This is a genomic window from Sandarakinorhabdus rubra, from assembly GCF_010994245.1.
Classification (GTDB): Bacteria; Pseudomonadota; Alphaproteobacteria; order Sphingomonadales; family Sphingomonadaceae; genus Sandarakinorhabdus; species Sandarakinorhabdus rubra.
The window spans coordinates 1-26,457 of sequence record NZ_WMHO01000007.1 but is presented as its reverse complement, the minus strand read 5'-3'; the positions used below and the strand labels follow the sequence as shown (position 1 = coordinate 26,457).

Sequence of the window (26,457 nt, the reverse complement as noted above, 5' to 3'; positions counted from 1 at the left end):
GGCGCGGCGGCCATGGCGCTGGCTGCCACGCAAAGCGCCACGCCGGCCAGCCAGTGGCGGGCCGGGCGCAAGCGCGCACGCGGGTGCACGACCGAGTCGATCGCAGCGTTCATCAGTGCACCATAACAACAGCCATGGCCTTCGCCCATATCCCAATGAACGTATCTGCCGGGTGAACATTCCCCCCGCACGCTTTTGGCGCTGTGTGTGGCGGAGTCCACACAGGCCCTGCTGCCCGCTTTCGCAGGCTTCGTCCCCGTGGCGGGCTTGGCGGGGCCGGTGCAACATGGCAGAAGGCCCCCCAGATGGCACTCGCCGGGCCGAACCGGCAGCACAAGAAGGGTTTGCCCATGCGGCGTTACGCATCCCTGGTTTTCCTGTCCGCGCTGGCAGTGATGGCGCCGGCCTGCGGGTCCAAGAAGGCCAAGCTGTCGCAGGAAGCGCCGCCGCGCATCACCACCATCGGCATCAACGCCTATTTGTGGCGCGCCGCGCTCGATACCATCGGTTTCATGCCGCTCACGCAGGTGGATTCCAATGGCGGCGTGATCATCACCGATTGGTATGTCTCGCCGCAGAGCGCCAATGAACGGGTGAAGGTGACGATCACCGTGCTCGATACCGTGCTGCGCGCCGATGCCCTGAAGGTCAACGTGCAGCGCCAGACCCTGGGTGCAACCGGCTGGGCGGAAGCCAATGTGCGCGCCGGCACCGTGCAGCGGCTGGAAGAAGCCATTCTGGCCAAGGCGCGGGACCTGCGGCGCGCCTCCGTCGCACCGGGCCGGTGAGCGCACCACTCAACTCGTCACGAACGCATCAACATGTCGCGATTTGATCACCAGGCCGCCGAGGCGCGCTGGCAGGCCGTGTGGGCCGAACGCCAGAGCTTTGCCGCGCGCGACGACAGCCCGCGACCCAAGGCCTATGTGCTTGAGATGTTTCCCTATCCATCGGGGCGCATCCACATGGGCCATGTGCGGAACTATACGTTTGGCGACGTGATGGCGCGCACCCGCCGGGCGCAGGGCTTTGAAGTGCTGCACCCGATGGGCTGGGACAGTTTCGGCATGCCGGCCGAGAACGCGGCAATGGAAAAGGGCGTCCACCCTGGCAACTGGACGCGCGCCAACATCGCGGCCATGCGCGCCCAGCTCCAGCGGCTGGGCTTCGCGTTGGACTGGAGCCGCGAGCTGTCCACCTGTGAGCCCGATTATTATGGCCAGGAACAGGCGCTGTTCCTCGACATGCTGGCCGCCGGCCTGGTCTATCGCAGGGAATCGGCGGTGAACTGGGACCCGGTCGACATGACCGTGCTGGCCAACGAGCAGGTGATCGACGGCCGCGGCTGGCGCTCCGGGGCGCTGGTCGAGCGGCGCAAGCTCAACCAGTGGTTCCTCAGGATCACCGATTTCGCGGAGGATCTGCTGGACGGGCTGAAGGGCCTCGACCAGTGGCCCGAGAAGGTGCGGCTGATGCAGGAGAACTGGATCGGCAAATCGACCGGGCTGAAGTTCACCTTCCAGGTTCAGGCCTCCCCACCGCTTGCCGGTGGGGAAAACGGGGAATTTGGTTCGTTCGACGTGTTCACCACCCGGCCCGACACGTTGTTCGGCGCCAGCTTTGCCGCCATTGCCGCCGATCATCCGATGGCCCAGCAATGTGCCGCCGGCAACCCGGCACTGGCGGCCTTCATCGCCCAATGCCAGGCTGGCGGCACGGCCGCCGCCGACATCGAGACCCAGGAAAAACTGGGCTTCGACACCGGGTTGAGCGTGGTCCACCCGCTCGATCCCGCGCTGCGCCTGCCGGTCTTCGTCGCCAATTTCGTGCTGATGGACTATGGCACAGGCGCCCTGTTCGGCTGCCCGGCGCACGACCAGCGTGACCTTGATTTTGCCCGCAAATATCAGCTGCCCGTGATCCGTGTGGTGGCCGCGCCCGGTGAGGAGACCGCCCCCATCCACGACGAGGCCTACACCGGCCCCGGACGGATGGTGAACTCGCGCTGGCTCGATGGCATGACCGCAGACGAGGCGCGCGCCGCCGTCATCGCGCGCGCCGAGGCGGAAGGCTGGGGCCAGGGCGTGACGCAATATCGACTGCGCGATTGGGGTGTCAGCCGTCAGCGTTACTGGGGCACGCCGATCCCGATCATCCATTGCGAGATCTGTGGCGCCGTGCCGGTGCCCAAGAAGCAGCTGCCTGTCACCCTGCCGGAGGACGTGACGTTCTACGTGCCCGGCAACCCGCTCGATCGCCACCCGACGTGGAAGCATGTCGATTGCCCGCAGTGCGGCAAGCCGGCCCGGCGCGAGACCGATACGCTCGATACCTTCACCAACAGCTCCTGGTATTTCATCCGCTTTGCCAGCGCGCCCGATGATCGCCCGTTCGATCCGGCGGTGGCCGCCCAGTGGCTGCCGGTGGGCCAGTATATCGGCGGTGTCGAGCACGCCATCCTGCATCTTCTCTACGCCCGCTTCTGGACGCGCGCCCTGCAGCGCATCGGCAAGCTGGATGTGGCCGAGCCCTTTGCCGGGCTGTTCACGCAGGGCATGGTGACGCACGAAACCTACAGCCGGCCGCAGGCGGAAGGCCTGCCACCGATCTGGTTCGCGCCAGACGAGGTGGAGCGCAGCGCCAGCGGCGCCACGCTGAAGGCCGATGGCGCGCCCGTCGAGGTGGGCCGCGTCATTAAGATGTCGAAATCCAAGAAGAATGTCATCGATCCCGATGCCATTCTGGGCCGCTATGGCGCCGATGCCGTGCGCTGGTTCATGCTGTCGGACAGTCCGCCGGAGCGTGATCTCGCCTGGTCGGAGGCCGGTATCGATGGCGCCTGGCGTTTCGTGCAGCGCGTGTGGCGGCTGGCCAACGACAATGCCGCCCCGGCCGCCGGCGATGCCGATTCTCGGTTGGACCGGCAGGTGCATCGCACCATCGCGGCAGTGACCGGCGATATCGATCGCCTGCAGTTCAACAAGGCGGTGGCCCGGCTCTATGAACTGGTCAGTGCCCTGGAACGCGCAGCGCCCAGCCCCAGCCGCCGCGCCGGGGTGATCGCCGTTGTCCAGCTGGTGGCGCCGATGACACCGCATCTGGCCGAAGAGGCCTGGGCGCTGCTCGGCCAGCCGGGCCTGGTGTGCGATGCCGCATGGCCCGTGGCGGATCCGGCGTTGCTGGTGGACGATGAAGTGACCATCGCCGTGCAGGTGAATGGCAAGTTGAAGGGCGATTTCAGCGCGGCCAAGGGCAGCGACCGGGCGACGCTGGAGACCGCAGCCTTGGCCCTGCCCGGCGTGCAGCGCACACTTGACGGCAAGCCGGCGAGGAAGATCATTGTGGTGCCCGATCGCCTGGTGAACATCGTTGCCTGATCTGCGCTGCCTCTTGCTGGTACCCGCCGCCCTGGCGCTGGCCGGCTGCAACCTGAAGCCGGTCTATGCCGGTGGCGGGGCGTCGGCCCCGGCCACGCTGCTCGCCGATATCGGCATCGCGCCCATCCCGGAACGCTCCGGCTTCATGGTGCGCCAGGCGCTGGAGGAGCAGTTCGGTCGCCCCGCCGCCAGCCCGCGCTATCGGCTGGAAGTCGTGCTCGACGACCAGATCACTGCCTTTGGTCTGCGCGGCGATTCCTCGGCCGCGCGCGAGCGCCGCACATTGCGGGCCCGGTTTCGCCTGGTGGACGGCACCAGCAACGAAGTGCTGGTGGACGATACCGCGTCCGCCGATGCCGGCATCGACCGCGTCAGCTCCAACTTTGCCGTCGTGGCGGCCGAGACCATGGCGCTGGAGCGGCTGTCCACCGATATCGCCCGCCAGATCAGCGCGCGGCTGGCCCGCTATGCCCGTGCCCGACAGGGGTGAGGCCCGCCGGCCTGAGGGGGGCCAGTGAAGATCGACCCCGGCCGGGCAGCGGGCTTTGCCACATCCTGGCCGGCCGAGGTGCGGCTGCTGCTGCTGCACGGACCCGATGAATCGGCCTCCCGCGATCTCGCTGGCCAGATTGCGGCGGGGCAGGCGAAATCCGGCGCCGGCATCACCGATCTGATCGGCGCCGCCCTGAAGGATGATCCCCAGGCTCTTGTCGCTGCCGTCACCAGCCTGTCGATGTTCGGCGACCGTGAACTGCTGAGGCTCGATGGTCTGGATGATGGTGGAACGGCTGCCGTGGAGTTGCTGCTGGCCGGGCCGGCCGGCCACCCGGTGCTGGCCACCGCCGGCTATCTGCGCAAGGGCAGCACACTGCTGGCGATGGCCGAAGCCCACCCCGCCATCGCCGCCTGCATGAACCGCGAGCCGCGGGCCGAGGATGCGCCTGGCCTGCTGGGGGCGATGGCCGCGCCGCTGGGCCTGAGGATGGACCGCGAAGTGGCGGCTCGCCTGTTCGAAGCCAGCGAGGGCGATCGGCTGGTGCTGCGCCGCGAGTTGGAAAAGTTCGCGCTTTATAAGAATGCCGCGCCCGAAGCTCCGCAGCGCCTCACGCTGGAGGACGTGGCGGCGCTTGGGGCCGACACTGGGGAGGCGGAGCTGTTTGCACCCATCGGCGCCGTCACCACCGGCGACATGGAAACGGTAGCCGAGCTGGTGGCGCGCCTGCCCGATGGCGTGGGCATCCCGTTGTTGCGGGCACTGGAGCGGCGGTTCGCGCAGCTGGCACAGCTGCGGGCCGAGGTTGATCGCGGCCTGTCACCGGCAGCGGCGGTCGACAACGCCCGTCCTCCGGTTTTCTTTCGAGAAAAGTCCTTCTATATCAAGGCATTGATAATATGGAGCCAGCGCCTGTTGGCCGCAGCGCTCGCTGATGTCCTGGCAGCCGAACGGAACATCAAGGCCGGGGGCGGCGTGGCTGATCTGGGTGTGCAGCAGCTGCTGCTCGACCTGACACGGCGCGCGGCGATGGCGGAACAGCGGTCGCGCTGATCAGCAGACGCCCCTGATTAGCCAACACCAAGCCGCGCGCACAGCAGATCGAGTTGATCAAGATCGGCGAAGCGGATGGTGAGGCTGCCGCTGCTGGCCCCGGCGGCAATGGTCAGTGCCACCGGCATTCCCAGTGCTTCGGCAAGCTGTTCCTCCAGCGCCTCGCTGTTGGGGTCTGACGGGCCAGTGGCGGCCGCGGCCGGGGCGCTGGTTCGCCCGGCGCGGGAAGGTGGGCGCTGGCCAGCCACCAGCTGTTCCAGAGCACGGACCGACAGCCCCCCGGCCACGGCCTTGGCCGCCAGCGCTTCGGCATCCTCGGCGCCCACCAGCGCCCGCGCATGGCCCATGGACAGACTGCCGGCTTCCACCAGCGCCTGAACCTTTGGCGGAAGATCAAGCAATCTCAACAGGTTCGTGAGGTGACTCCGGGATTTGCCGACAATCTGGGCCAGTGCCGCCTGGGTGTGGCCGAACTCGCCGATCAGCCGCTGATAGCCGCGTGCCTCTTCGATGGCGTTGAGATCGGCGCGCTGCACATTCTCGATCAGGGCAATCTCGGCCACCTCCCGCTCATCGAGTTGGCGGACGACAACCGGCATCTCGTGCAGTCCGGCCGACTGGGCAGCACGCCAGCGGCGTTCCCCGGCGATGATCTGGTGGCGGCCACCGTGCGGCCTGACCAGGATCGGTTGCAGGATGCCGTGGGCCCGCACGGACGTCACAAGTTCGGCCATCGCATCGTCATCGAAATTGCGGCGGGGTTGGGCGGGATTGGGCATGATGTCCGCCACCGGCAGCTGCACAACGCCCGGCGCGTTGACGGGGGGCGGCGCCGCGATATCCTCCAGCAGGGCGGACAGCCCGCGACCCAGGCCGGACTTGCGCTTGCTGTCGGTCATCGCCTTCTCCATCTTGAGGTCGGCGGCGGTCAGGCCGCCAGCTCCGGCTCGATGCGGACGAGCAGTTCGCGGGCGAGGGCCAGGTAGGCCTCGGAGCCGGCGCAGCGGCTGTCATAGATCAACGCCGGCACGCCATGGCTCGGCGCTTCCGACAGACGGACATTGCGCGGCACCTGGGTTTTCAGCACCTTGGCGCCCATCACGGCGCGGACATCGGCACAGACCTGGTCCGACAGGCGGTTGCGGCGATCCACCATGGTGAGAACGATGCCGAGCAGTTCAAGGCGGCGATTGAGGTTGGTCTTCACGCGCTCGATCGTGCTCAACAACTGCGACAGGCCTTCGAGCGCGAAGAATTCGCTCTGGAGTGGCACCAGAACATTATCTGCTGCGACCAGCGCATTCACCGTGCCAAGGCCCAGCGACGGCGGACAGTCGATGAGGACGAAATCGAACGGTGGCAGGGTCGCCAAGGCATCGGCGAGACGGTGCGTACGGCGATCCGCATCGACCAGCTCAACCTCTGCGCCCGACAGCGACGCGGTCGCGGGGAGCAGCGACAGGCCGGGTATCCCGGTCTCCCGGATGGCGCGGGCTGCCGTGGAGCGGCCGATCAGCACCTCGTAGAGAGAGGGCTCGCGCCCCTTGCGGTCAAGCCCGAGGCCAGTGGAGGCGTTGCCTTGGGGATCGGCATCAACCACCAGCACGCGTTTACCGATGGCGGCGAGCGCGGTGGCGAGATTGACCGTCGTTGTGGTCTTGCCCACTCCGCCTTTCTGGTTGGCGATGGCGATGATCATCGGCGTTTCACCTTCGTCGCAACCACGATCCGGGCGTGGGAATCAGTCTGGCTGGGAATCAGCTCATGCTGAAAGTGGAATCGCTTGGCCGCGCTGGCAAGCTCTTCCTGCACGCGAGCCCCCTTTGGCAGCAGCCACCGCGTGTCTGGCCCGGCAAACCGGAGGCCCCAATCGAACAAGATGTCCAGCGCCGCGGCGGCGCGCGCCGTGATGATGTCGAATCGGCTGGCCCTCAGGGCTTCGATTCGCACATTGGCCACCGTCACCTGCGCTGCCGTGCCGGTGTCTTGAGCCACCTGTTCGAGGAAGCGGCATTTCTTGCTGATTGATTCAACCAGGACCAGTTCGGCAGTCGGGTCAAGGATGGCAATCACCAGTCCCGGAAAGCCGCCACCGGCGCCGATGTCCAGCCACCGCTTGCCCGTGCCGGCGATGGGCAGCAGTTGCGCTGAATCGCGAAAATGCCGGTCCCAGACATGGGGCAGGGTGGATGGTCCCACCAGGTTCATCCGCTCCTGCCATTCCGTCAGCAAGGCAGCATAGCAGTCCAGCCGCGCCAATGTTTCACGTGAAACATTCCAGTCGGCTGCGAAGGCGGCGCGCTGGCCGACCACATCCATCAGGCCGCCTTGCGACTGGCGTGGGGCAAGAGCGCAATCAGCGCCGCCGGGGTGACGCCCGGCACACGGCTGGCAGCGCCAATGGTGGCCGGGCGGGCGCGCGATAGTCGTTCCACCATCTCGGCCGACAGGCCAGGGATGGCGGCATAGTCGAGGCCGCCTGGTAGCCGAAGCGCTTCGTCACGCTTCAGGGCGGCCACCTCCGCTTCCTGCCTGGCGACATAGGCCGCATAGTTTGCGTCCACCGCGAGGCTTTCCAGCAGGCTGTCGGGGATCTCCGAGAGGGCGGGCCACACCTGCCGCGCCGCAGCAAGGGTCACCGCCGGAAAGCGCAGCCATTCGAACAGGCTGCGGACCTGCCCGTCCTGCCGCACGGCGATGCCATGCTGGGCCAGTTCATGCGGTGAGGCAGAGAGGCTGTTCAGGAGCGTGCGGGCAGCAGCGCGCTCCGCCTGGCGCGCCGTGAACAGTGTCGCCGGGCCGCCGGCCACCAGGCCCAGGGCAATGCCTTCGGGCGTCAGCCGTTCGTCGGCATTATCGGCGCGCAGGCGGAGCCGATACTCGGCGCGGCTGGTGAACATCCGATAGGGCTCGGCGACGCCGTGGGTGATCAGATCGTCGATCATCACCCCGATATAGGCCTGGGTGCGATCAAGCTGCAGGTTCTGAAGGCCCAGAGCGTAGGCGGCAGCATTGGCGCCCGCCACCAGGCCTTGGGCAGCTGCCTCCTCATAGCCAGTGGTGCCATTGATCTGCCCGGCGAGGAACAGGCCTGGCACATCCTTGGCGGCCAGTCCCGCGTTCAAGGCGCGCGGATCGACATGATCATATTCAATGGCATAGCCGGGCCGCAGTATGCGGACCTGTTCCAGCCCCCGGATGGTGGCCATGAAGGCCTGCTGGACCGCCAGCGGCAACGAAGTCGACAGGCCATTGGGATAGATACTGATGTCGTCATAGCCTTCCGGCTCGAGAAACACCTGGTGACCATCCCGGTCGCCGAAGCGCACCACCTTGTCCTCGATGGATGGGCAGTATCGCGGCCCCACCGAATCGATGTGGCCGCCATAGAGCGCCGAATCCCCCAAGTGCGCACGAATGATCTTGTGGGTTTCCCCATTGGTGCGGGTGACGGCGCAGGGCAGTTGCGGGCGCGCACTACCACTGCCGGCGCGGCTGAACCTGGGATCGTCGCCGTCGCCATGCTGCCAATCAAGCAGCGACCAATCAATGGTGCGGCCATCGAGACGTGCGGGGGTGCCGGTCTTCAAGCGACTGACCGGCAAGCCCAGCCTGCGCAAGGTCTCGCCCAGATTCGACGCCTGGGCGCCAACCCGGCCTCCGGACTCGCGCTGGCTGCCAATGTGCATCATGCCGCCAAGGAAGGTGCCAGTGGTCAGCACCACGGCCGCCGCCTCGAGCGGGCCGTCGCTGGTGTCCACCCCGACAATTCGGCCCTGGTCCAGTCGCAAGCCTTCGGCTCCGGCGACGATGAGGGTGAGCAAGGGGAGCTCGCTCAGGACCTCCTGCATCGCGGCCCTGTACAGGCGGCGATCGACCTGGGCGCGTGGGCCATGCACGGCGGGACCCTTGGAGCGATTGAGCAAGCGCGCCTGCAAGCGTGCCGCGTCGGTGACGCGGCCCATGACGCCGCCCAACGCATCAATCTCGGTGACGAGATGGCCCTTGCCAATGCCGCCAACGGCGGGATTGCAGGACAAGGTGCCGGCGTCGTCAGGCCGCAGGGTGACCAACGCCACGCGCGCGCCGCGTCGCGCTGCCGCCGCGGCAGCTTCGCAGCCGGCATGACCGGCGCCCACGATGATCACGTCAAATGCGCGCATGGCTGCTCCATAGCGAGTCCGCGCCGATGTTTCACGTGAAACATCAGGCGTTCCGGCGCGACGCTACTTGCCGATACAGAAGCGGCTGAAAATGCGGTCCAGCACGTCGTCCACGCCAACTCGGCCGGCGATCCTGCCGAATGCATGGGCGGCGGCACGCAGCCATTCGGCGCGCAGCACTGGCTCGGGCGCCTCGGCTGCGGCAAGCAAGGCGGCTTCCGCCTCGGCAAAGGCGGCGCGATGGCGGGCGTGGGCCAGCAGGGCCGGTTCGCCGGGTCGGGTGGCCGCCTGCGCCCAGTCGACCAGCCAGTTGCGCAATGTCTTCAGCCCCGCGCCGGTAACGACAGACACGGCGATAGCTCCCGCTGGCAGCACGTCTGGTTCGCCAAGATCTATCTTGTTCACCACCAGCAGGCCGTCCGAGCTGGCGGTTGGAACCTCGTCTGGCGTTGCAACGGTGATGACGAGGTCGGCAGCGGCGGCGCGGTCCCGGGCTCGGGCGATTCCCAAGGCCTCCACCGGGTCTTCGGTCTCACGCAGGCCGGCGGTGTCGATCAGCACGGCAGCCACCCCGCCCAGGTCGAGCGGCACCTCAAGGGCATCGCGCGTGGTCCCCGGAATGGCGGTTACGATGGCGACATCGCGCATCGACAAGGCGTTGACCAGGCTGGACTTCCCGACATTGGGCGGACCCGTCACGGCGATGGTGAGGCCGTCGCGAATGCGGGCGGCGCGGTTCGAGTCGGCCAGCAGGCCGGCGAGCTCGCTGGCCATGGCGACCAGCTGTTCGCGGGCCGCTTCGTCCAGCCGCTCGGCCACGTCGGCCTCGTCTTCCGCGAAGTCCAGCGCGGCCTCCGCTTCCGCCAGAACCGCAAGGCAGCGCTCCCGCCACCCTTCCGCAAGTCGGGTCAGCGCCCCGCCCGCGAGCGCAAGGGCCTGGCTGCGTTGGCTGGCCGTCTCAGCGGCGACCAGATCGGCGAGGCCCTCTACCTGCGCCAGGTCCATGCGACCGTTGGCGAAGGCACGGCGCGTGAACTCTCCCGGCTCGGCGAGCCGCACATCGGGCAGGGCAGTGAGCGCGGCGAGCACCCCGGTGACCACCGCTGGCCCGCCGTGCAGGTGCAGCTCGCCGAGATCCTCGCCGCTCGCCGTGGCCGGGCCGGGAAAGATGGCGACGAGAGCGGTGTCCAACAAGATGCCCTTGGTCGGATCGTGCAATGGCCGCAGCGACAGGCGACGGGGTGGCGGCAGTGGGCCGGCCAGAGTTGCAATCGCGCCGTGCGCGGCAGGGCCGGACACCCGGATCACGGCAATAGCCGATGGTGGCCGGCCACTGGCCAGCGCCACGATCGTTGCCGTCACCTTGTTCAGCCCTGCTTGCCGGCGTTGCCTGTCATGCCGGCCAGGAACAGCTTCTGCCACTGTTCGAATCCGCCGGCGATGCCCGGCGCCCAGGTGCGCATCAACTTTTCCCAGTCTGCCGGGGTAATGCCGTCAGTCATCGCGGCCTTCATGCGATCCAGATAGACATCATGCAGCGGCCCGAGGTCGGGCAGGCCAAAGAAGGCGCGCGCCTCTTCGGGCGTGCAGTCGATATCAAAGCTGATCTTCATGCGCGCTTTGCCTCTGTTGCTTGCCTCGCTAGTGTAGCGGCTGCCGGGCCAAGGCGGCAAGCCATTGCCGATTCGTCTACGGCACGGAATTTCAGAGACTTACCGCGCAGCATGGAGTGGGCGATGAAGGCGATCCGGATCGAGGTGCAGGGCGGCCCAGAAGTGATGCAGTGGCACGACATCACGCTGCCGCCGCCCGCTGCCGGCGAAGTCCGGCTGCGCCACACCGCGATCGGCCTCAATTTCATCGACACCTATCACCGCTCGGGCCTTTATCCCTTGCCGCTCCCCAGCGGGCTGGGGCTGGAGGCGGCCGGCGTTGTGGAGGCGGCCGGCGAGGGCGTGTCGCTGCAGCCGGGCACCCGCGTCGGCTATTGCTGGGGACCGATCGGCGCCTATGCCACGCACCGCAATATTCCTGCGGCCATGCTGGTGCCGCTGCCCGATGCAGTGTCTGACGAGACGGCCGCAGCCGGCCTGTTGAAAGGCTGCACCACCGAGTTCCTGGCCGAACGCTGTGGCAAGGTGCAGGCCGGCGACTGGGTGTTGGTTCCGGCGGCGGCCGGCGGTGTGGGCCTGCTGCTGGTGCAATGGCTGAAGGCTGTGGGCGCCACCGTGATTGCAGTGGCCGGCAGCGAAGAGAAACTGGCGCTGGCGGCTGCTCATGGCGCCGATCATGGCCTGCTCGATACCAGCGATGTTGCGGCTGACGTGCGGCGGCTCACCGGTGGTAGGGGGGTCGACGTGGTGATCGATGGCGTCGGCAAGTCCAGCTGGGAGGCCTCGCTCGATAGCCTGAAGCGCCGCGGCCTGATGATCAGCTTCGGCAATGCCTCCGGCCCGGTCAGCGGCGTTGACCTGGGCATATTGGCGCGCAAGGGGTCGCTGTTTGCGACCAGGCCGACGTTGTTCGACTATTACGCCACCCCGGAGGACCGGGCGCTTTTTGGTGGCCGCGTGCTGGAGATGATGGCCAGCGGGGCACTGAAAGTTCAGGTAAATCAACGATATGACCTGGCTGACGCGGCGCGTGCTCACGAAGACCTGGCGGCCCGGCGCACCACCGGTTCCACCGTGCTGCTGCCGTGAAGCCTCAGCCGCCGACCAGCGGCGTCACCATGGGCGTGACCACCGGGGCCACCTCGTGGAACCCCTCCCAGATCATCTTCAGGGCGACATAGACGATCACCGCCAGGCCGACATAGGCGATCCAGCGATAGCGTTCGATATACTGCGCGATGAAGTTGGCGGCGATGCCCATCAGCGCCACCGACAGCACGAGGCCGATGATCAGGATATCGGGATGCTCGCGCGCCGCGCCGGCGACGGCCAGCACATTGTCCAGACTCATCGAGACATCAGCGAGCGCCACCGACCAGGCGGCAGCGGCAAAGCTCTTGGCCGGCGCCGGCGCATCGGTGGCAATGAAATCATCGCGGTCACCGGGCGCGTCGATATAGGCGGCCCGCGGGCTCAATTCCCGCCACATGCGCCAGGCCACCCACAGCAAGAGCAGCCCACCGGCGAGCACAAGACCAACAATCTGAAGCAGTTGCGTGACGGCGAGGGCGAAACCGATGCGCAGCACCAGGGCCGCGATGATGCCAATCAGGATGACCTTCTTGCGCTGGGCGGCCGGCAGGCCGGCGGCCAGCGCGCCCACCACGATGGCATTGTCGCCCGCGAGCACAACGTCGATCAATACCACCTGCGTGAAGGCAGAGATCGCTTCGGGCGTCAGCAGGTGGGCAAGGTCCATGGGCGCGATGTAGGGGCTTCGGATGAGCAGCGCCAGTGGGCTGCGGTCACTTGTTCGCCAACGTGAGCACGAGGTCGCTCAGATCGTCACGGCCGCGCATCAGGCTGTTCACCCGGATGCGCTCGTTCCGCGCGTGGATGCCGTTGCCATCCGGATCGATCAGAGCGCGATCCTGGGCAGCAGGGCAGCGCGCATCAGCCCGACCCTATTTGCCGGCATAGGCCAGGATGAGATCATAGAGATAGTCGCGTTCCTTCATCACGCCGGCCACCGAGATGCGCTCGTTGAGGCCGTGTGTGCCGTTGCCATCGGGCATGGTGAAGCGCCCCGGCATGCCATAGGTTGGAATGCCGGCGGCGTTGAGATAGCGGCCGTCGGTGGCGCCCGTGCTCATCGTCGGGATGATGGGAATGCCGGGGAAATGCTTCGCGGCCAGGGTGACGGCGGTGCCGTACACCAGCGGCGACAGCGGCGGCGGCGGTGCGGCCGCCCTCGGATTCTCCGAAGCGCGCGGCGTCACCGTAATGCTGGCATCGGCCAGCCGCTCGACAATCTGCCCGCGCACCTTTTCGACGCTTTCGCCGGGGAACATGCGGCAGTTCACATTGGCCTGGGCGCGCTGCGGCAGCGCATTGCGGGCGTGGCCGGCCTCAAGCAGCGTGGCAACACAGGTGGTGCGCAGCGTTGAGTGCCAGCCCGGATCCTTCGAGACGATGGCATCGGCGGCGGCATCCGCCGGATTGGCAAGCAGGGCGCGGATGGCCGCTGCGGTGGGCGGATCGCTGATCTTCGCCATCTCCGTGAAATAGCCTCGGGTCGTGTCCGACAGGATGATCGGGAACTCCCGCTGGCTCAGCCGCACCAGCCCGGCGGCCAGTTCATAGATGGCATTGTCAGGGCGCGGGCGGCTGGAATGGCCGCCGGGGTTGCGGGTTTCCAGCACGAAATCCTGGTAGACCTTCTCGCCGGCCTGGAAGGCCAGGCTCACTGGCTTGCCCTTGTCGTCAGCCTTGCCGCTACCGCCTTCGTTCAGCGCGAACTCGGCGTCGATCCAGTCGCGGTGGTTGTTCACCAGCCATTCGGCACCGTTGAACGGCCCGCCTTCCTCGCCGCAGGTCAGCGCCAGCTTCACCGTGCGCTTTGGCGGCTTGCCGGCTTGCTTCAGCCGGATCATCGTATCGGTGAAGATCGCGCCATGCGCCTTGTCGTCGGAAACGCCGCGGCCATAGAAATAGCCGCCCTCTTCGATGAAGCTGAAGGGATCGCGTTCCCAGTCAGCCCGCTTGGCCTCCACCACGTCGAGGTGGGAAAGCAGCAGCATCGCCTTGGCCTTCGCATCATTGCCCTTGAGTGTTGCAACCAGCCCGCCATCCTGCGGCCGGTCGCTGGGACCATCGAACAGGCGGATATCGGCATCGACATAACCCGCCGCCTTCAGCCGCGCCGCCAGCTTCTGCGCGGCCAGCGTGCAGCTTCCCGTGGAGACGGTGGTGTTGGTCTCCACCAGCTCCTTGTAGAGCGCGCGGAACGCCTGCTGATCGGGGCGCAACGGCGTTTGCTGGGCGGCGGCCGGAACGGCGATGGCGGCGGCCAGGAACGCAGCGAGCCTGAGACGCATGGAAATCACCCCTTCTGAATGCGGTCCCATCAAAGCGGGGCAGCGGCGGTGTGGCAAGGGGCATTGGGCCGCGCCCGCGGCATTCTCCAAGGCAACCAAGGCTTGACGCGCCCGTTCTGTGGCCTGACACCAAGGCAAATCCATGAACTGGCCTTGGGGGTATCCGATGCGCCGATTGATGATCGCGCTGGTACTGACGACGGTGAGCGCGACGGCGGTTCAGGCAGCGCCAGCGATGCCGAAGCGGGACGCTTTTGCCGCGGCGATTGCCGCGCGCCATGACCGCACGGTGCAGGATCTGCGCGACTGGATCGCGCTGCCCACCATTGCGGCGATGGGCATGAATGTGAAGGAAGGCCCGGAGTATATGCGCAAGCTGGCGCTGGATGCCGGGTTCCAGCAGGCCAAGGTGATTGAATCGGGCGGCGTGCCGGCGGTGCTGGCAATGCTGGACGCCGGGGCGCCGGTCACGCTGGGCATCTACATGATGTACGACGTGAAACATTATGATCCGGCCGAGTGGAGTTCGCCGCCGCTGGAAGGGCGGCTGGTCGATCGGCCGGGCGTGGGCCAGGTGATTGTCGGGCGCGGCGCGGTCAACCAGAAGGGGCCGCAGACGGCGTTTCTGGCCGCCTTGCAGGCGTTCAAGGCGACCGGGCGCAAACTGCCGGTGAACCTGGTGCTGATTGCCGAAGGGGAGGAGGAGATTGCCTCCACCAACCTGCCCAACGTCGTCGCCAATCCGGAGGTGGCGGCGGTCCTGAAGAAGACGATCGGCATCATCGGAGCCTCCGCGCTGCAGAACAGCGAGGGCACCGCCGGCATCAGCCTGGGCGCAAAGGGCGCGGTGGAATTCCAGCTGATCGTGGGCGGCGAGACCAGCGACCGCTATCCCAAGGCGGATGTCCATTCGAGCGTCCACGCGCGGGTGGAAAGCCCGGCGTGGCGGCTGGTGAAGGCATTGGACACGCTGGTCGCCGATGATGGCCACACGCCGGCCATCGATGGCTGGTTCGAGAATGTGCAGCCGCTCACCCCCCGCCAGAAGGAGATCATCGCCAATGGCCTGAAGGGCACCAGCGAGGCGGAGGCCAAGGCGGCGGTGGGCGTGGGCCGCTGGATCAACGACGAGGATTACCAGACCAGCTCCGAACGGCTGGTCAGCCAGCCGACGGTGAACATCCAGGGCCTAGTGAGCGGCTACATGGGCCCCGGCGGCAAGACGGTGCTGCCCGGCCGTGCCGAGGCCAAGCTGGAATTCCGGCTGGTGCCGAACATGACCCGCGCCGAAGCGGAGGCCAAGCTGAAGGCGCACCTGTTGAAGCGCGGCTTCAGCGATGTGCAGGTGGTGGTGAGCGGCGGCTATGGCCCCAACCAGACCGACGAGACCGCCGCGCTGGTGAAGGCCCAGCAGCGGACGCTGGACAAGCAGGGCATCCCCTATCGCCTGATCGTGCGCAATGCCGGCAGCTGGCCGGGCGCCATCTTCAACGGCGCGCCGCTCAATCTGCCCACCGGCCAGTTCGGCCTCTCGCGCGGCAACGGCGCCCATGCACCCAACGAATGGTACCTGATCAGGAGCGCAAACCCCAAGGTGGCAGGGATCGACGAGGCCACGCTTGCGTGGGTGGACCTGCTGTACGAGGTGGCGGCGGCCGGCGGTAAGAAGAAGTGAAACTATGCCTCCGGCGGGCAGGGACTCAGTCCCTGCACCCGTCGTCCTGGCTCCGCCCATTCTAGTTCTGGTTTGCGATCACCGGGGAAAGCCTTATATTGATAAAATTATAAACCATCAGGCCGAAACATGAGTGAGGAATTCGTAAAGCGCTACAAGGCGGGAGCTGGTGCATCAATAAATCTCGAGAGCCTTCCGCCAGAAGCTTCTGAGGCGAAAGACATTGCCATGGGTCAGTATATGGACTCATTTGGCAAGCTAGAATTTGCAATTAAAATTGCGATTCAAGAAATACTGCAGGTTGACTATAAGGTCATGGGAAGCATATTCGCTACTTTGATGACGAAGCAATCCATAGATCTTCTTGAGGCGGTCGCATCAGAGCGCTTGAATGACGAAGGTCAACGAAAGTTTAAAGATATTTGCGCTAAGCTTTCAAGGAGAAACAGGAAAAGAAATCATATTGTTCATGGCGCCTGGGTGCAGTCAGTAATTATTAGAGACGATTCCGTAACTCAAGAGTGGGTAAGAACTTATCAGCACATTGATCCAAAACTCAGAAATATACCTCATGATGATCCAAGAGTATTAGGTCAGTATTGTTTCTCCATTCCAGAATTAAAGAGGGCAACCGATCACGTCGAGCAGGCGAATAGGATGCTAAGTGAGCTTACTGCAGAAATAAATTCTTATAGGGCGCCTACTGTCGGCTAGGTAGCTTGAACGAACGGGTGCAGGGACGAGTCCCTGCCCGCCGGAGGCCACACTTCCTTGAAACTCAGTCCCGCAGCAGCTCGTTGATGCCGGTCTTGCTGCGGGTCTGGGCGTCCACGGTCTTCACGATCACCGCGCAATAAAGGTTCGGGCCCGGCGTGCCGTCGGGCAGCGGCTTGCCGGGCAGCGTGCCGGAGACGACCACCGCATAGGGCGGCACGCGGCCTACGTGGATCTCACCCGTGGCGCGGTCGATGATCTTGGTGCTGGCGCCGAGGTAGACGCCCATCGAGAGCACGGCGCCTTCGCCCACGATCACGCCTTCGGCCACCTCGGCCCGGGCGCCGATGAAGGCGCCGTCGCCGATGATGACCGGGTTGGCCTGCAGCGGTTCGAGGACGCCGCCGATGCCGGCGCCGCCGGAGATATGAACATTCTCGCCGATCTGCGCGCAGCTGCCGACCGTCGCCCAGGTGTCGACCATGGTACCCTTGCCGACACGGGCCCCGATGTTCACGAAGCTGGGCATCAGCACGGCGCCCGGCGCGATATAGGCGCCGCGGCGGACGATGGCGCCAGGCACGGCGCGGAAGCCGGCGGCGCGGAAGTCTGACTCATCCCAATTGTCGAACTTCAGCGGCACCTTGTCATAGAAGCCGGCGTGACCAAGGCCAGGCATTACCACATTGTCGTGCAGGCGGAAGGAGAGCAGCACGGCCTTCTTCAGCCACTGGTGGGTGGTGCCATCCGGCTCGGCCACGCGCAGGGAGCCGGCATCGAGGCCGGCCAGCGCCTGGTCCACGGCGTCGCGCAGGTCCCCGCTGGTGGCGCTGGTCACGTTGGCCCGGTCTTCCCAGCCGGTGTTGATGATGGCTTCGATGGTCATGGAGCCTCCACTGTGGCGAGCACCTCGGCCAGGAAGCCGGCGAGGTCGTTGATGCGATAATCGATATGGTCGAGGTCCGAACCGGGTCCCTGTTCGGACCCGTTGTCGATCCACACGGTGGTCATCCCGATCGCCTTGGCCGGCGCCAGGTTGCGCGCCATGTCCTCCACGAACAGGGCGCGGGCGGGATCGATGCCGTGGGTATCACACATGTGGGCATAGGCCGGCGGCTGCGGCTTGGGCACATAGGAGAGCGCGTGGATGTCGTGCAGCGCGTCGAAGGCGTGGGACAGGCCGAGCCGTTCCAGCACGCGCTCGGCATAGGGGGCATCGGCGTTGGTGAAGACGAACTTTCGACCCGGCAGGCGGGCGATCAGCTCGCCCAGTTCAGGGTGTGGGTCTATCACTGCGACGTCCACATCGTGGACATGCGCCAGGAAATCGTGCGGATCGACAGCGTGGAGCGCCATCAGGCCGGGCAGCGTCATGCCGTGGCTGTGGAACAGGCTTTTCTGGATGCGATGCGCCTCGGCGGCGTCCACGCCCAGCAGGCGCTGGATATAACCGCCCATGCGCGCATCGATCTGCGGGAACAGGGACGAGTGCGCCGGATAGAGCGTGTTGTCGAGATCGAAGATCCAGCTGTCGATCTGGTGGAGGGGCGCCGTCATGGCCCAGCGCCATAGGCGAAGCCGGGCGGCCTGTCACGGCGCAAGAACCCCCGGTTGGCGCGGCGCTGGTGGTGGCGGGTCGGATCGCCGGCACCGGCAGCCGCGCCACCTGGATCGGAGGATTCAGGCCAGCGGCTGATGCGCCATTTGCCAGCTTGTTGCACTGCGGCGCGCGCACCGCGCTTCAGTGTGTCGCGGCTTCAGGCAAAGCGCTGCTTCAGCGCCACCATGGCAAGCGCGGCCTTGGCGGCCTCGCCGCCCTTGTCCTTCTGCGCCATGTCGGCGCGGGCGAGGGCCTGGGCTTCGTTCTCCACGGTCAGGATGCCGTTGCCGATGGCGAGGCCATCGAGGGTCAGCGCCATCAGCGCCCGCGCGCTTTCGCCGGCGACAATCTCGAAATGATAGGTCTCGCCGCGGATCACGCAGCCACTGGCGACATAGCCATCATACTTGCCCGAGGCTTCCGCCAGCGCGATGGCGGCCGGCACCTCCAGCGCGCCGGGCACAGTGATCACCTCCCAGGTGGCGCCGGCGGCCTTCAGGGCGCGGGTGATGCCGGCCAGCTGCAGATCGGCGATGTGGGTGTAGAAGCGGGCTTCGACGATCAGGATGTGCATCTGCGTGTTCCTTCAGGCCCGGGTGGGAATGGCGCGCTCGCCCACCACCTTCAGGCCATAGCCCTCGATGCCGACGATGTTGCGGTGCTGGTTGGTGAGCAGGATCATGTCGGTGACGCCCAGGTCCACCAGGATCTGTGCGCCGATGCCATAGTCCCTCAATGTGACCGGTTCACCCTGGCCCTTGGCGCGCATCTGGTCGGATATGGCGGTGGCGTGGCCGTCACGGATGATCACGATGATGCCGGCGCCAGCCTCCCCGATGGCATCCATCGCCCGCTGCAGCTGGCCGGCGCGCTCGCCCTTCTCGTGGAACAGGTCCGCAAAGATCGACTGGGTGTGGACGCGCACCAATGTGGGCTTGCCCGGCTCGACGCGGCCCTTCTGCAGCACCATGTGCTCGGCATACTCGGCGGTGTTGGCATAGGTTTTCGCCACCCAGTCACCGCCGTGCCAGCTTTCGATGCGGGCTTCGGCGACGCATTTCACCAGCCGGTCGTGGCGGTGGCGATACGCGATCAGGTCGCGGATGGTGCCGATCTTCAGGCCGTGGCGCTGCGCAAACGGGATCAGGTCGGGCAGGCGCGCCATGCTGCCATCGTCGTTCATGATCTCGCAGATCACGCCGCTGGGATTGAGCCCGGCCAGGCGCGAGATATCAACGCTCGCCTCGGTATGGCCGGCGCGCACCAGGACGCCACCATCGCGCGCCACCAGCGGAAACACGTGGCCGGGCGAGACGATCTGGTCTGGTCCCTTGGCAGCGTCGATGGCCACCTGGATGGTGCGCGCCCGGTCGGCAGCGGAAATGCCGGTGGTCACGCCCTCCTTCGCCTCGATGGAGACGGTGAAGGCGGTCGAGTGGCGCGTGCCATTGTGCTGCGCCATCAGCGGCAGGCCCAGCTGCTTCACGCGCTCCGAGGCCATGGCGAGGCAAATCAGCCCGCGGCCATGCTTGGCCATGAAGTTGATCGCCGCCGGGGTTGCCATCTGGCCGGGGATGATCAGATCGCCCTCGTTCTCGCGGTCCTCGTCATCGACGAGGATATACATGCGGCCGTTGCGGGCCTCGTCGATGATCTCCTCGATGCTGGCCAACCCGGAATCGCGGGCGCCCAGCCAGTTCTCCAGCTTCCGCAGCGTGTCGGTGGTGGGGTTCCAGTCCGGCTCGTCAAGCGCACGCAGGCTGTTGGCGTGCAGGCCGGCGGCGCGGGCCATGCCGGCCTTGGTCTCCTCGCCGCTGGCTACAAGGTCGCGCAACCGGGCAATCAGGGGTTCGCTCATGGCTGAAAGGCCTCGTGGCTCACATCGCAATGTGGGCCGGAGATGCCAACATCACATTGTGATGTCAAGCCAGCTGCCGCATCCGGAACAGATAGCGGGCCAGCACGTCGATTTCGATGTTCACCTCGTCGCCCGCGCGGGCCGTGCCGAAGGTCGTCCAGTCGGCGGTGTGCGGGATGATGTTCACCTTGAAATCATGGCCGTCCTGATGGTCGCGCACCTCGTTGACGGTGAGCGAGGCGCCATTCAGGCAGATGCTGCCCTTGGGCGCCACATAGGGTGCGATGCTGGCCGGCATGCGGAAGGTGAAGCGCTTCGAATCGCCTTCCGGCGTGATGTCGATGATCTGCCCGACCGCGTCCACATGGCCGGTGACGATGTGGCCGCCCAGTTCATCGCCCACCTTCAGCGCGCGCTCGAGGTTGAGGCGGGCCCCCTGTTGCCACATGCCGGCAGCGGTGCGGCGGCGGGTTTCAGCCGACACGTCGAACGACAGGTGCCCGGCGGACTTGCTGACCACGGTCAGGCAGACGCCCGAACAGGCGACCGAGGCACCGATGGCGATGCCGGCCGTGTCAAAGGCCGTTGCCACCGTCACCCTCAGGTCGCCGCGCTCCTCGATGGCGGTGATGGTGCCGATGTCGGTGATGATGCCGGTGAACATGGCGCAAGCCCTACCGGATGCGCGTGTAGCGTTCAATGCGGTCCGGCCCCAGCGCCATCGCCCCGTCTGCCTGCCAGCGCCCGTGCGCCTGCGCGAGGTCTGCCAGACCAATATCGCCCAGCGTGCGCCCGCCGCCGATCAGGATCGGTGCCCGCATCAGCAGCAGCGCATCAACGAGGTCGGCGGCCAGCAGGCTGGCGGCCAGCCCCATGCCGCCCTCCACCAGAACGCCGAGCGCCGGATCGGCGATCAGCGCGGCAAGATCGGGGAATTGCGCCACGTGCGCCGGCAGGCCGATCGCACGCCCGACCACGCCGATGCGCGGCGAGCGGTCTTCAAGCCCGGGCAGGCGCACGTCCAGCCGCGGGGCATCGGCCTCCCAGGTGCCGCGCCCCACCACGATCAGATCGCTGCGCGCGCGCGCCAGGTGGGCCGCGGCCCGCGCCCGCTCCCCGGTGATCCACTGGCTGCGGCCATCGGCCATGGCGATGGCGCCATCCAGCGACACGGCAAGCTTCAGCGTGATGTGCGGGCGGCCCAGACGCAACCGGGTCAGAAAGCCGGCCAGGCCCGCTTCCGCCTCAGCGGCGCGCAGCCCTCCCGTCACCGCGATACCGGCGGCGGTGAGGCGGGCAGCGCCGTCGCCATTGGTGCGCGGATCGGGATCATGGGCGGCGATCACCACGCGCTTCACCCCAGCCTCGATCAGACTGTCGGCGCAAGGCCGCCCGCGCGGCGAGGCATGGGCGCACGGCTCGAGCGTCACATAACAGGTGGCGCCACGCGCTGCCGCGCCGGCCTCGGCAAGGGCCATCGCCTCGGCGTGCGGGCGGCCGCCGGCTTGCGTCCAGCCGCGGCCCAGCACGCGGCCTTCCTTCACCAGGATGCAGCCCACCGATGGGTTGGGGGTGGCCAGTCCGACACCACGGCTGGCCAGCGCCAGCGCCGCGCCCATCCAGCGCCAGTCGGTGACAGCGTCGCTCACTCGATTGGTGGTTCCGGGGGCGGCGGCTCCGCGGGCACCCGCACGATGCCCACTACGCTCGGTTGCGCCGCGACATAAGGCAGGTCCTTGCTGAACCCGCCGCCGGCCACATAGTCATCAAGCTGTTTCTGGGCGTCGGCCTTCGCCTTGCCCGACAGGGTGGCGATGTAGGCCTTCGCCTCGGCCAGCTTTGCCTCGCGGGCTTCGCGGGTGGCCTTGGCGTCGGCAATCGCATCCTCGCGGGTGCGGTCCGCTTTCCAGCTCTGGGCATAGATGATCTTCAGGTCCGGCTTGGAATAGCCATAGCGGTGTTCGATCAGGAAAAGGGTGATGACGCTGGTCGTGGCCAGCACGGCGGCAGCGGCGATCCAGTAACGGGTGCGGCGCGCCTGCGCATCGGGCGGATCTAGAAAGGCCATGGCTGGCACGATAAGCGGGGGTGTGCGGCTTGGCCAGTGGTGCGGCCTTCAGCCACCCAGCAGGTCGACAATATGGGCAGCGGCCTCCTCGGGCGCGGTGCGTCCGGTGTCGATCTCCAGCGCCGATGCCGGCATGGCGGCCTCGGCGCGCTCGAAATCGGCATGAAGCCGGCGCAGCAGATCGGCATCCTGCAGCTTGCCGAACCGGCCGCGGTCAGCGTTGGCGATTCGGACCAGTTGCTGCTCCAGCGACAGGTGTAGCCGCACGAACAGACAGGCCCCGCCAGCGTCTGCATAGAGCGCGGCGGCCTTGGCCGGAAAGCCTGGCGACACGCTCGGTTCCGGCTGGAAGGTGAAGATCAGGGACCGTTGCTCGGCGGCGGCCTGTTCCAGAACCGACAGCCAGAAGGCTTCACGCAACCGCACGAAGCCCGGCGAGCCGAACGGGAAGACCGAGGCGACGGCATCGACCACCAGGTGATTGTGGAACAGCGGCAGTCCGGTGGCCTCGGCCACGCGGCGGCCGATGCTGTACTTGCCGGCGGCTGGCGGGCCGTGCAGGAACAAGAGCTTCATGGGCGCAGCCGTCTCAGCGCCTCCTCGCGACCGATCAACGGCAGCAGGGCCGCCATCTCCGGGCCGTGGGCCTCGCCGGTGAGCGCCAGCCGGAGCGGCAGGAACAGGGGCTTGCCCTTGCGGCCGGTCGCAACCTTGAGCGCCTCGACCAGCCGGCTCCAGATGTCATCGCCCCATGCGAGGCCGGCCAGGGTGGCGGCGGCGGTGGCGACATAGTCCGGCTCCTCGATCACCGGGGTGATCGGGCCGGCGATGATCGCGTGCCAGGCGGAGGCCTCGTCCAGCCGGGTGAGGTTGGGGCGGATCGCCTGCCATTCGGCAGCGCCGATGCCGGACGGCAACCGGTCAGCCACGTTGCTGTGCTCCATATGGTGCAGGCAGCGCGCCGAAAGCGTCGCAAGATCCGCCGGATCGAAGCGCGCCGGCGCGCGGCCGAAGTGCGACAGGGCAAAGCCGGGCAACAGATCGCCCAGCCGGGCCAGCGGCTCCACCGGCTGCGAGGTGCCCAGCCGGGCGAGCAGCGCCGCGACGGCCACAGGCTCGATGCCAGCAGCGCGCCACGCCTCCACACCCTCTGATCCGATGCGCTTTGACAGGGCGGCGTCTGCGCCGGTCAGCAAGGCAAGATGGGCGAGGCGCGGCGGGGCAGCACCCAGCGCGGCAAACATCTGCAGCTGCACGGCGGAGTTGGTCACATGATCTTCACCGCGCACGATGTCGGTGATGCCCATGGCGATATCGTCGACGACCGAGGGCAGCATGTAGAGCCACGAGCCATCCGCACGGCGCACCACCGGGTCCGACAGGCTGGCCGCGGGGAAATGGCAGTGGCCGCGCACGCCATCGTCCCAGTCCACGTCGCGGCTTTCGTCGAGCTTGAAGCGCCAGTGCGGCGCGCGGCCCTCGGCCTCCAGCCTTGCCTTGTCGGCCTCGCTCAGGGCCAGTGCGGCGCGGTCATAGATTGGCGGCAACCCGCGCGACAGCGCCACCCGGCGCTTCAGCTCCAGCTCTTCGGGGGTTTCGTAGCAGGGGTAGGCGCGGCCCTGTGCCGCCAGCGCCTTGAGCGCCTCCTCGTAGAGGCCAAAACGGTCGGACTGCTTTACCTCGGCATCGGGCGTGATGCCCAGCCAGGCAAGATCGGCCCGGATACTGTCCGCCGATTCCGCGGTGGAGCGCGCCAGGTCGGTATCGTCCAGCCGCAGCAGGAAGCGGCCGCCACCTGAACGGGCAAGCAGCCAGTTGACCAGCGCGGTGCGGATGTTGCCGGCATGCAGGCGGCCGGTGGGAGACGGGGCGAAGCGGGTGGTGATCATCGCCTGTGCCCATAGGCCATGGCGCTGGCGAAATCACCGTCCGATTGCCGCCAGACGGGGCGAGGCGGCGACTGCTACCGCACGGCAGAAGGAGACCCGCGATGCTGCCGATCCTGATCGCCCTTGCGGCGGCTTCCCCACAGGCCGCTGTCGTGATCCGGCCCGATGCCATCCCGTGGGAGGCGGCCGCGCCCGATGGCAGCCGTTTCGCGCTGCTGGAAGGGGTGCGCGACCGGGCCGGCGAGGCCTTCTCTTATGCCTTCGCGCTGCCGCCCGGCCTGTGGGACAGGCCGCACAGCCACAGCAGCACGGCACGGATCTTCGTGTTGAAGGGCACGCTGAAGCTCGGCTGGGGACGGGCGATGGACAAGGCGCAGGCCCAAACCTTCCCGGCCGGCAGCTTCGTGGTCGTTCCGGCCGGCGCGGTCCACTACGATGGCGCCGACGAGGAGACGATCATCCTCGGCGTGGCCAGCGGCGTGTGGGCAACCCGCTATGAAGACGGCGGCGCCGGCTCGGCGGGGACGCCTATTTCACCCGCACATGGCGGGCAACCAGCCGTTCCTTCACCTGCGCACCATAGATGACGCCGTTGCGGTCCACCGTGATGCCTTCGGCATCGCTGGTGGCGTATTTGTCGGGTTCCGGCTCCGGATCGGGGATGAAGGCGGTGACCTTGCCATCCTTGACGCTGCCGATGCGGATGCCACGCTGCCAGCCCGGGTTGTAGCCATAGCCAACCGGCCGCCGGCTTTCCGAATCGGCACTGTAGAGAATGTCGTTCCGGTCGATGAACAGGCCCGAAGGCCGGCCGAACTGCGTCCAGCTGTTCAAGAGCTTGCCGTTCTGGGTGTAGACCTGCACGCGGTTGTTCCAGCGATCGCCGACATAGAGCAGGCCCTTTGAGTCCATCGCCAGCGCGTGCGGCACTTCCAGATCGCCCTGGCCCTTGCCCGGCTGGCCCCACTGCATCAGGAACTTGCCGTTCCTGTCGAACTTCAGGATGCGGGCGAGGCCGCGATCAGCCTCGTGACCGTCGGCCACGAAGATGGTGCCGTTCTTCGCCACGATCACCGCGTTGGGCTCGGTGAAGACATCGGTGCCCTTGCCCTGCACCCCGGGCTTGCCCAGCGTCATCAGCAGCTTGCCGTCAGGCGAGAACTTCATCACCGTGGCGCCCTTGCCACCGCTGGCGCGGGCGTCGGTGAGCCAGATATTGTCTTTCGCATCGATATAGAAGCCGTGCGGGAAGACGGTGAGGCCGCCGCCGAAGGCCTTGATGAAATTACCCTTCTCGTCAAATTCCATGATCGGGTCGAGCGGGCTGCCAGCACAGCTGTTGGCGCCACAGCGATCGGTGATCCAGATATGCCCCTTGCTGTCGACGCCGACCGCACTAGTCGAGCCCATCACCCGGCCGGGCGGCAGCTTGAAGAAGCCGATATCGGTTGCATAGGGGTTGGGCTGCTTGTTGGTTTCGGCCGTCAGCGGCGCCGGCTTGGGCAGGGTGTCGACCGTCCACACCGGGCGCTGTGGTTGGCTGGGCGCCGCGGCCTGTTGGGCAAGGGTGGCAGTGCCGGCCAGCAACAGGCTGACGGCAGCGATCAGGCGATTCATGGCGTTCCCCCCTTTTTGCCCGGTCACATGCCGGACGGTTTTTCAGCCGTTATCCCGATCGTCGCCAGCACTTCGGAGCGCCGGTCCAGCGGCTGTCCGCCGGCCGGGAAGCCGTTGGTCTTCAACAGGAAGGCCAGCACATCGGCATATTCGTCGCGGCTCATCGACATCGGATCATTCTGCGGCATGGTGGTGCGCACCCGATCATACAGGTCGCCCACCGTCATCGTGTCCCAATGGCTCACGAACTCGCCGCCGATCAGCGCCGGCGCCTCGCCGGTGCCATTGAGCGCCGCACCGTGGCAGGCGCCGCAGCGCTGGGCATAGATGCCGGCGCCGCGCGTCGCCTGTTCCTCGGTATAGATGCCCTGCCACACCGATTTGCCGGCATCTTGCGCCAGCGCGGCGCCGGCCAAGACAAGGCCAACGGCCATCGGAAGAAGTGTGGCCAGGGCAGTCTTCACGTTGCTTGCTCCTCAACGCCGCGCCGGCAGGGCATAGGCGATGAACTCGCCCGATGCATTGCCGCCGCTGGTCGGCACGATGATATACTGGCGGCCGCCGACCATATAGGTCATCGGCGAGCCGGACTGGGTGGACGGCATATAGACAGCACCCACTTCCTGGCCAGTCTGCTTGTCATAAGCGCGCAGCATGGCGCCGCGCGGACGGTCGGGCGTGGTGGTGAACTGGTTCTCGCCGGCAATCACCAGCTCCTTCGTCACCAGCGTGCCGATCTGATAGGTCGACTGGCCGGTGCGCGGGATGCCGCCCAGCGCCTTGATGGCCGGGTGGTTGCGCACGAAATCGGGCGTCTCGCCGTGCGCCACCTGCCACTTGATGGTGCCCGTGTTCACGTCGATGGCGCTGATCGTCCCATAGGGCGGCTTGACCAGCGGCAGGCCGTCGACGGCAAGCCGCGGCGGGCCGCCACCGCCACCAGGCGCCGCGGCCGGCGCC

Annotated in this window: 27 protein-coding genes and 1 pseudogene; 8 read left to right on the top strand and 20 right to left on the bottom strand. The window is 67.0% G+C overall.

Annotated features, from left to right (window positions below):
- Positions 1-350 precede the first annotated feature (350 nt).
- Genes GJV64_RS01070 through holA form a run of 4 tightly spaced genes read left to right on the top strand, consistent with a single transcriptional unit; the run spans position 351 to position 4,923 of the window.
- Positions 351-788: a DUF3576 domain-containing protein gene (locus tag GJV64_RS01070; protein WP_164155446.1), complete on the top strand. Its 438-nt coding sequence runs from the start codon at positions 351-353 to the stop codon at positions 786-788.
- Positions 789-821: 33 nt separating this feature from the next.
- Positions 822-3,377: a leucine--tRNA ligase gene (gene leuS, locus GJV64_RS01065; protein ID WP_164155445.1), complete on the top strand. Its 2,556-nt coding sequence runs from the start codon at positions 822-824 to the stop codon at positions 3,375-3,377.
- Positions 3,370-3,867, top strand: coding sequence for an LPS assembly lipoprotein LptE (gene lptE, locus GJV64_RS01060; protein ID WP_164155444.1), 498 nt, complete (start codon positions 3,370-3,372; stop codon positions 3,865-3,867). The genes leuS and lptE overlap by 8 nt, the downstream gene beginning before the upstream one ends.
- A 24-nt stretch (positions 3,868-3,891) precedes the next feature.
- The gene (gene holA / locus GJV64_RS01055) at positions 3,892-4,923 is read left to right on the top strand and encodes a DNA polymerase III subunit delta (RefSeq protein ID WP_164155443.1); all 1,032 of its coding nucleotides are present in this window, start codon (positions 3,892-3,894) and stop codon (positions 4,921-4,923) included.
- 17 nt (positions 4,924-4,940) lie between these two features.
- Here the strand turns inward: holA and GJV64_RS01050 are convergent, their stop codons facing one another.
- The 6 genes from GJV64_RS01050 to GJV64_RS01025 all read right to left on the bottom strand — a co-directional run bounded on the left by GJV64_RS01050 (position 4,941) and on the right by GJV64_RS01025 (position 10,699).
- Positions 4,941-5,822 (bottom strand): ParB/RepB/Spo0J family partition protein, encoded by an 882-nt coding sequence (locus GJV64_RS01050; RefSeq protein WP_164155442.1) that lies wholly within the window; start codon positions 5,820-5,822, stop codon positions 4,941-4,943.
- Positions 5,823-5,851: 29 nt separating this feature from the next.
- Positions 5,852-6,622 carry a ParA family protein gene (locus tag GJV64_RS01045; RefSeq protein ID WP_164155441.1) on the bottom strand — a complete coding sequence of 257 codons (771 nt, stop codon included), beginning with the start codon at positions 6,620-6,622 and terminating at the stop codon, positions 5,852-5,854.
- Positions 6,619-7,242: a 16S rRNA (guanine(527)-N(7))-methyltransferase RsmG gene (gene rsmG, locus GJV64_RS01040; protein ID WP_164155440.1), complete on the bottom strand. Its 624-nt coding sequence runs from the start codon at positions 7,240-7,242 to the stop codon at positions 6,619-6,621. The genes GJV64_RS01045 and rsmG overlap by 4 nt, the downstream gene beginning before the upstream one ends.
- The gene (gene mnmG, locus GJV64_RS01035) at positions 7,242-9,086 is read right to left on the bottom strand and encodes a tRNA uridine-5-carboxymethylaminomethyl(34) synthesis enzyme MnmG (protein WP_164155439.1); all 1,845 of its coding nucleotides are present in this window, start codon (positions 9,084-9,086) and stop codon (positions 7,242-7,244) included. The genes rsmG and mnmG overlap by 1 nt, the downstream gene beginning before the upstream one ends.
- Before the next feature lie 63 nt (positions 9,087-9,149).
- Positions 9,150-10,448 (bottom strand): tRNA uridine-5-carboxymethylaminomethyl(34) synthesis GTPase MnmE, encoded by a 1,299-nt coding sequence (mnmE, locus tag GJV64_RS01030; protein WP_205599476.1) that lies wholly within the window; start codon positions 10,446-10,448, stop codon positions 9,150-9,152.
- Between the two features lie 5 nt (positions 10,449-10,453).
- Positions 10,454-10,699, bottom strand: coding sequence for a DUF6489 family protein (locus GJV64_RS01025; RefSeq protein ID WP_164155438.1), 246 nt, complete (start codon positions 10,697-10,699; stop codon positions 10,454-10,456).
- Positions 10,700-10,822: 123 nt separating this feature from the next.
- Here GJV64_RS01025 and GJV64_RS01020 point away from each other — a divergent pair, with 123 nt between their 5' ends.
- Complete coding sequence (locus tag GJV64_RS01020; protein ID WP_164155437.1) at positions 10,823-11,788, top strand: quinone oxidoreductase family protein; 966 nt, start codon at positions 10,823-10,825, stop codon at positions 11,786-11,788.
- 4 nt (positions 11,789-11,792) lie between these two features.
- Here the strand turns inward: GJV64_RS01020 and GJV64_RS01015 are convergent, their stop codons facing one another.
- Entirely contained in the window at positions 11,793-12,458 is a 666-nt protein-coding gene (locus GJV64_RS01015; protein ID WP_164155436.1) for a YjbE family putative metal transport protein, read from the bottom strand.
- A gap of 205 nt (positions 12,459-12,663) precedes the next feature.
- Entirely contained in the window at positions 12,664-14,076 is a 1,413-nt protein-coding gene (locus GJV64_RS01010; protein ID WP_205599475.1) for a M20/M25/M40 family metallo-hydrolase, read from the bottom strand.
- A 166-nt stretch (positions 14,077-14,242) separates the two neighbouring features.
- On the opposite strand from GJV64_RS01010, the gene GJV64_RS01005 reads away from it, so the two are divergent.
- Both GJV64_RS01005 and GJV64_RS01000 read left to right on the top strand, forming a co-directional pair.
- Entirely contained in the window at positions 14,243-15,751 is a 1,509-nt protein-coding gene (locus GJV64_RS01005) for a M20/M25/M40 family metallo-hydrolase (protein ID WP_164155434.1), read from the top strand.
- Positions 15,752-15,880: 129 nt separating this feature from the next.
- Positions 15,881-16,465 carry a hypothetical protein gene (locus GJV64_RS01000; RefSeq protein WP_164155433.1) on the top strand — a complete coding sequence of 195 codons (585 nt, stop codon included), beginning with the start codon at positions 15,881-15,883 and terminating at the stop codon, positions 16,463-16,465.
- Positions 16,466-16,529: 64 nt separating this feature from the next.
- Here the strand turns inward: GJV64_RS01000 and dapD are convergent, their stop codons facing one another.
- The 9 genes from dapD to gltX form a co-directional block, all read right to left on the bottom strand.
- Positions 16,530-17,351, bottom strand: coding sequence for a 2,3,4,5-tetrahydropyridine-2,6-dicarboxylate N-succinyltransferase (gene dapD / locus GJV64_RS00995; RefSeq protein ID WP_164155432.1), 822 nt, complete (start codon positions 17,349-17,351; stop codon positions 16,530-16,532).
- The gene (locus tag GJV64_RS00990; protein WP_164155431.1) at positions 17,348-18,022 is read right to left on the bottom strand and encodes a pyrimidine 5'-nucleotidase; all 675 of its coding nucleotides are present in this window, start codon (positions 18,020-18,022) and stop codon (positions 17,348-17,350) included. Before GJV64_RS00990 ends, dapD begins: the two co-directional genes overlap by 4 nt.
- A gap of 200 nt (positions 18,023-18,222) precedes the next feature.
- On the bottom strand, positions 18,223-18,639 hold the full coding sequence (locus GJV64_RS00985) for a 6,7-dimethyl-8-ribityllumazine synthase (RefSeq protein ID WP_164155430.1): 417 nt from the start codon (positions 18,637-18,639) through the stop codon (positions 18,223-18,225).
- Positions 18,640-18,651: 12 nt separating this feature from the next.
- Entirely contained in the window at positions 18,652-19,923 is a 1,272-nt protein-coding gene (gene ribB, locus GJV64_RS00980; RefSeq protein ID WP_164155429.1) for a 3,4-dihydroxy-2-butanone-4-phosphate synthase, read from the bottom strand.
- Positions 19,924-19,987: 64 nt separating this feature from the next.
- Positions 19,988-20,587 carry a riboflavin synthase gene (locus tag GJV64_RS00975; RefSeq protein ID WP_164155428.1) on the bottom strand — a complete coding sequence of 200 codons (600 nt, stop codon included), beginning with the start codon at positions 20,585-20,587 and terminating at the stop codon, positions 19,988-19,990.
- A 10-nt stretch (positions 20,588-20,597) separates the two neighbouring features.
- Positions 20,598-21,542 (bottom strand): bifunctional diaminohydroxyphosphoribosylaminopyrimidine deaminase/5-amino-6-(5-phosphoribosylamino)uracil reductase RibD, encoded by a 945-nt coding sequence (ribD, locus tag GJV64_RS00970; RefSeq protein WP_164155448.1) that lies wholly within the window; start codon positions 21,540-21,542, stop codon positions 20,598-20,600.
- 26 nt (positions 21,543-21,568) lie between these two features.
- The gene (locus tag GJV64_RS00965; protein WP_164155427.1) at positions 21,569-21,991 is read right to left on the bottom strand and encodes a hypothetical protein; all 423 of its coding nucleotides are present in this window, start codon (positions 21,989-21,991) and stop codon (positions 21,569-21,571) included.
- Between the two features lie 48 nt (positions 21,992-22,039).
- On the bottom strand, positions 22,040-22,567 hold the full coding sequence (locus GJV64_RS00960; protein WP_164155426.1) for a nucleoside/nucleotide kinase family protein: 528 nt from the start codon (positions 22,565-22,567) through the stop codon (positions 22,040-22,042).
- Positions 22,564-23,880: a glutamate--tRNA ligase gene (gene gltX / locus GJV64_RS00955; protein ID WP_164155425.1), complete on the bottom strand. Its 1,317-nt coding sequence runs from the start codon at positions 23,878-23,880 to the stop codon at positions 22,564-22,566. The genes GJV64_RS00960 and gltX overlap by 4 nt, the downstream gene beginning before the upstream one ends.
- A gap of 101 nt (positions 23,881-23,981) precedes the next feature.
- Between gltX and GJV64_RS00950 the strand changes: the two genes are divergently transcribed.
- Positions 23,982-24,467: a cupin domain-containing protein gene (locus tag GJV64_RS00950; protein ID WP_164155424.1), complete on the top strand. Its 486-nt coding sequence runs from the start codon at positions 23,982-23,984 to the stop codon at positions 24,465-24,467.
- Here GJV64_RS00950 and GJV64_RS00945 read toward each other — a convergent pair.
- From GJV64_RS00945 to GJV64_RS00935, 3 genes and pseudogenes are all read right to left on the bottom strand, one after another.
- The gene (locus GJV64_RS00945; RefSeq protein ID WP_164155423.1) at positions 24,409-25,497 is read right to left on the bottom strand and encodes a peptidyl-alpha-hydroxyglycine alpha-amidating lyase family protein; all 1,089 of its coding nucleotides are present in this window, start codon (positions 25,495-25,497) and stop codon (positions 24,409-24,411) included. The two genes, GJV64_RS00950 and GJV64_RS00945, sit on opposite strands and share 59 nt — an antisense overlap.
- Positions 25,498-25,520: 23 nt before the next feature.
- Positions 25,521-25,961 carry a c-type cytochrome gene (locus tag GJV64_RS00940; protein WP_235927538.1) on the bottom strand — a complete coding sequence of 147 codons (441 nt, stop codon included), beginning with the start codon at positions 25,959-25,961 and terminating at the stop codon, positions 25,521-25,523.
- 12 nt (positions 25,962-25,973) lie between these two features.
- Positions 25,974-26,457, bottom strand: a pseudogene (locus GJV64_RS00935) (pyrroloquinoline quinone-dependent dehydrogenase); the annotation flags it as partial.

Excerpts from the sequence above, each read along its gene's own strand:
- GJV64_RS01000 (WP_164155433.1), top strand. The coding sequence starts at position 15,881 with ATGAGTGAGGAATTCGTAAAGCGCTACAAGGCGGGAGCTGGTGCATCA.
- GJV64_RS01050 (WP_164155442.1), bottom strand. The coding sequence starts at position 5,822 with ATGACCGACAGCAAGCGCAAGTCCGGCCTGGGTCGCGGGCTGTCCGCC.
- GJV64_RS00945 (WP_164155423.1), bottom strand. The coding sequence starts at position 25,497 with ATGAATCGCCTGATCGCTGCCGTCAGCCTGTTGCTGGCCGGCACTGCC.
- ribB (WP_164155429.1), bottom strand. The coding sequence starts at position 19,923 with ATGAGCGAACCCCTGATTGCCCGGTTGCGCGACCTTGTAGCCAGCGGC.
- GJV64_RS01015 (WP_164155436.1), bottom strand. The coding sequence starts at position 12,458 with ATGGACCTTGCCCACCTGCTGACGCCCGAAGCGATCTCTGCCTTCACG.
- rsmG (WP_164155440.1), bottom strand. The coding sequence starts at position 7,242 with ATGGATGTGGTCGGCCAGCGCGCCGCCTTCGCAGCCGACTGGAATGTT.
- leuS (WP_164155445.1), top strand. The coding sequence starts at position 822 with ATGTCGCGATTTGATCACCAGGCCGCCGAGGCGCGCTGGCAGGCCGTG.
- GJV64_RS01045 (WP_164155441.1), bottom strand. The coding sequence starts at position 6,622 with ATGATCATCGCCATCGCCAACCAGAAAGGCGGAGTGGGCAAGACCACA.
- mnmG (WP_164155439.1), bottom strand. The coding sequence starts at position 9,086 with ATGCGCGCATTTGACGTGATCATCGTGGGCGCCGGTCATGCCGGCTGC.
- GJV64_RS01020 (WP_164155437.1), top strand. The coding sequence starts at position 10,823 with ATGAAGGCGATCCGGATCGAGGTGCAGGGCGGCCCAGAAGTGATGCAG.
- GJV64_RS00950 (WP_164155424.1), top strand. The coding sequence starts at position 23,982 with ATGCTGCCGATCCTGATCGCCCTTGCGGCGGCTTCCCCACAGGCCGCT.
- GJV64_RS01070 (WP_164155446.1), top strand. The coding sequence starts at position 351 with ATGCGGCGTTACGCATCCCTGGTTTTCCTGTCCGCGCTGGCAGTGATG.
- GJV64_RS00965 (WP_164155427.1), bottom strand. The coding sequence starts at position 21,991 with ATGGCCTTTCTAGATCCGCCCGATGCGCAGGCGCGCCGCACCCGTTAC.
- GJV64_RS00975 (WP_164155428.1), bottom strand. The coding sequence starts at position 20,587 with ATGTTCACCGGCATCATCACCGACATCGGCACCATCACCGCCATCGAG.
- GJV64_RS01025 (WP_164155438.1), bottom strand. The coding sequence starts at position 10,699 with ATGAAGATCAGCTTTGATATCGACTGCACGCCCGAAGAGGCGCGCGCC.
- ribD (WP_164155448.1), bottom strand. The coding sequence starts at position 21,542 with ATGGGCGCGGCGCTGGCGCTGGCCAGCCGTGGTGTCGGACTGGCCACC.
- GJV64_RS01005 (WP_164155434.1), top strand. The coding sequence starts at position 14,243 with ATGCGCCGATTGATGATCGCGCTGGTACTGACGACGGTGAGCGCGACG.
- GJV64_RS00960 (WP_164155426.1), bottom strand. The coding sequence starts at position 22,567 with ATGAAGCTCTTGTTCCTGCACGGCCCGCCAGCCGCCGGCAAGTACAGC.
- GJV64_RS00985 (WP_164155430.1), bottom strand. The coding sequence starts at position 18,639 with ATGCACATCCTGATCGTCGAAGCCCGCTTCTACACCCACATCGCCGAT.
- GJV64_RS01010 (WP_205599475.1), bottom strand. The coding sequence starts at position 14,076 with ATGCGTCTCAGGCTCGCTGCGTTCCTGGCCGCCGCCATCGCCGTTCCG.
- gltX (WP_164155425.1), bottom strand. The coding sequence starts at position 23,880 with ATGATCACCACCCGCTTCGCCCCGTCTCCCACCGGCCGCCTGCATGCC.
- dapD (WP_164155432.1), bottom strand. The coding sequence starts at position 17,351 with ATGACCATCGAAGCCATCATCAACACCGGCTGGGAAGACCGGGCCAAC.
- GJV64_RS00990 (WP_164155431.1), bottom strand. The coding sequence starts at position 18,022 with ATGACGGCGCCCCTCCACCAGATCGACAGCTGGATCTTCGATCTCGAC.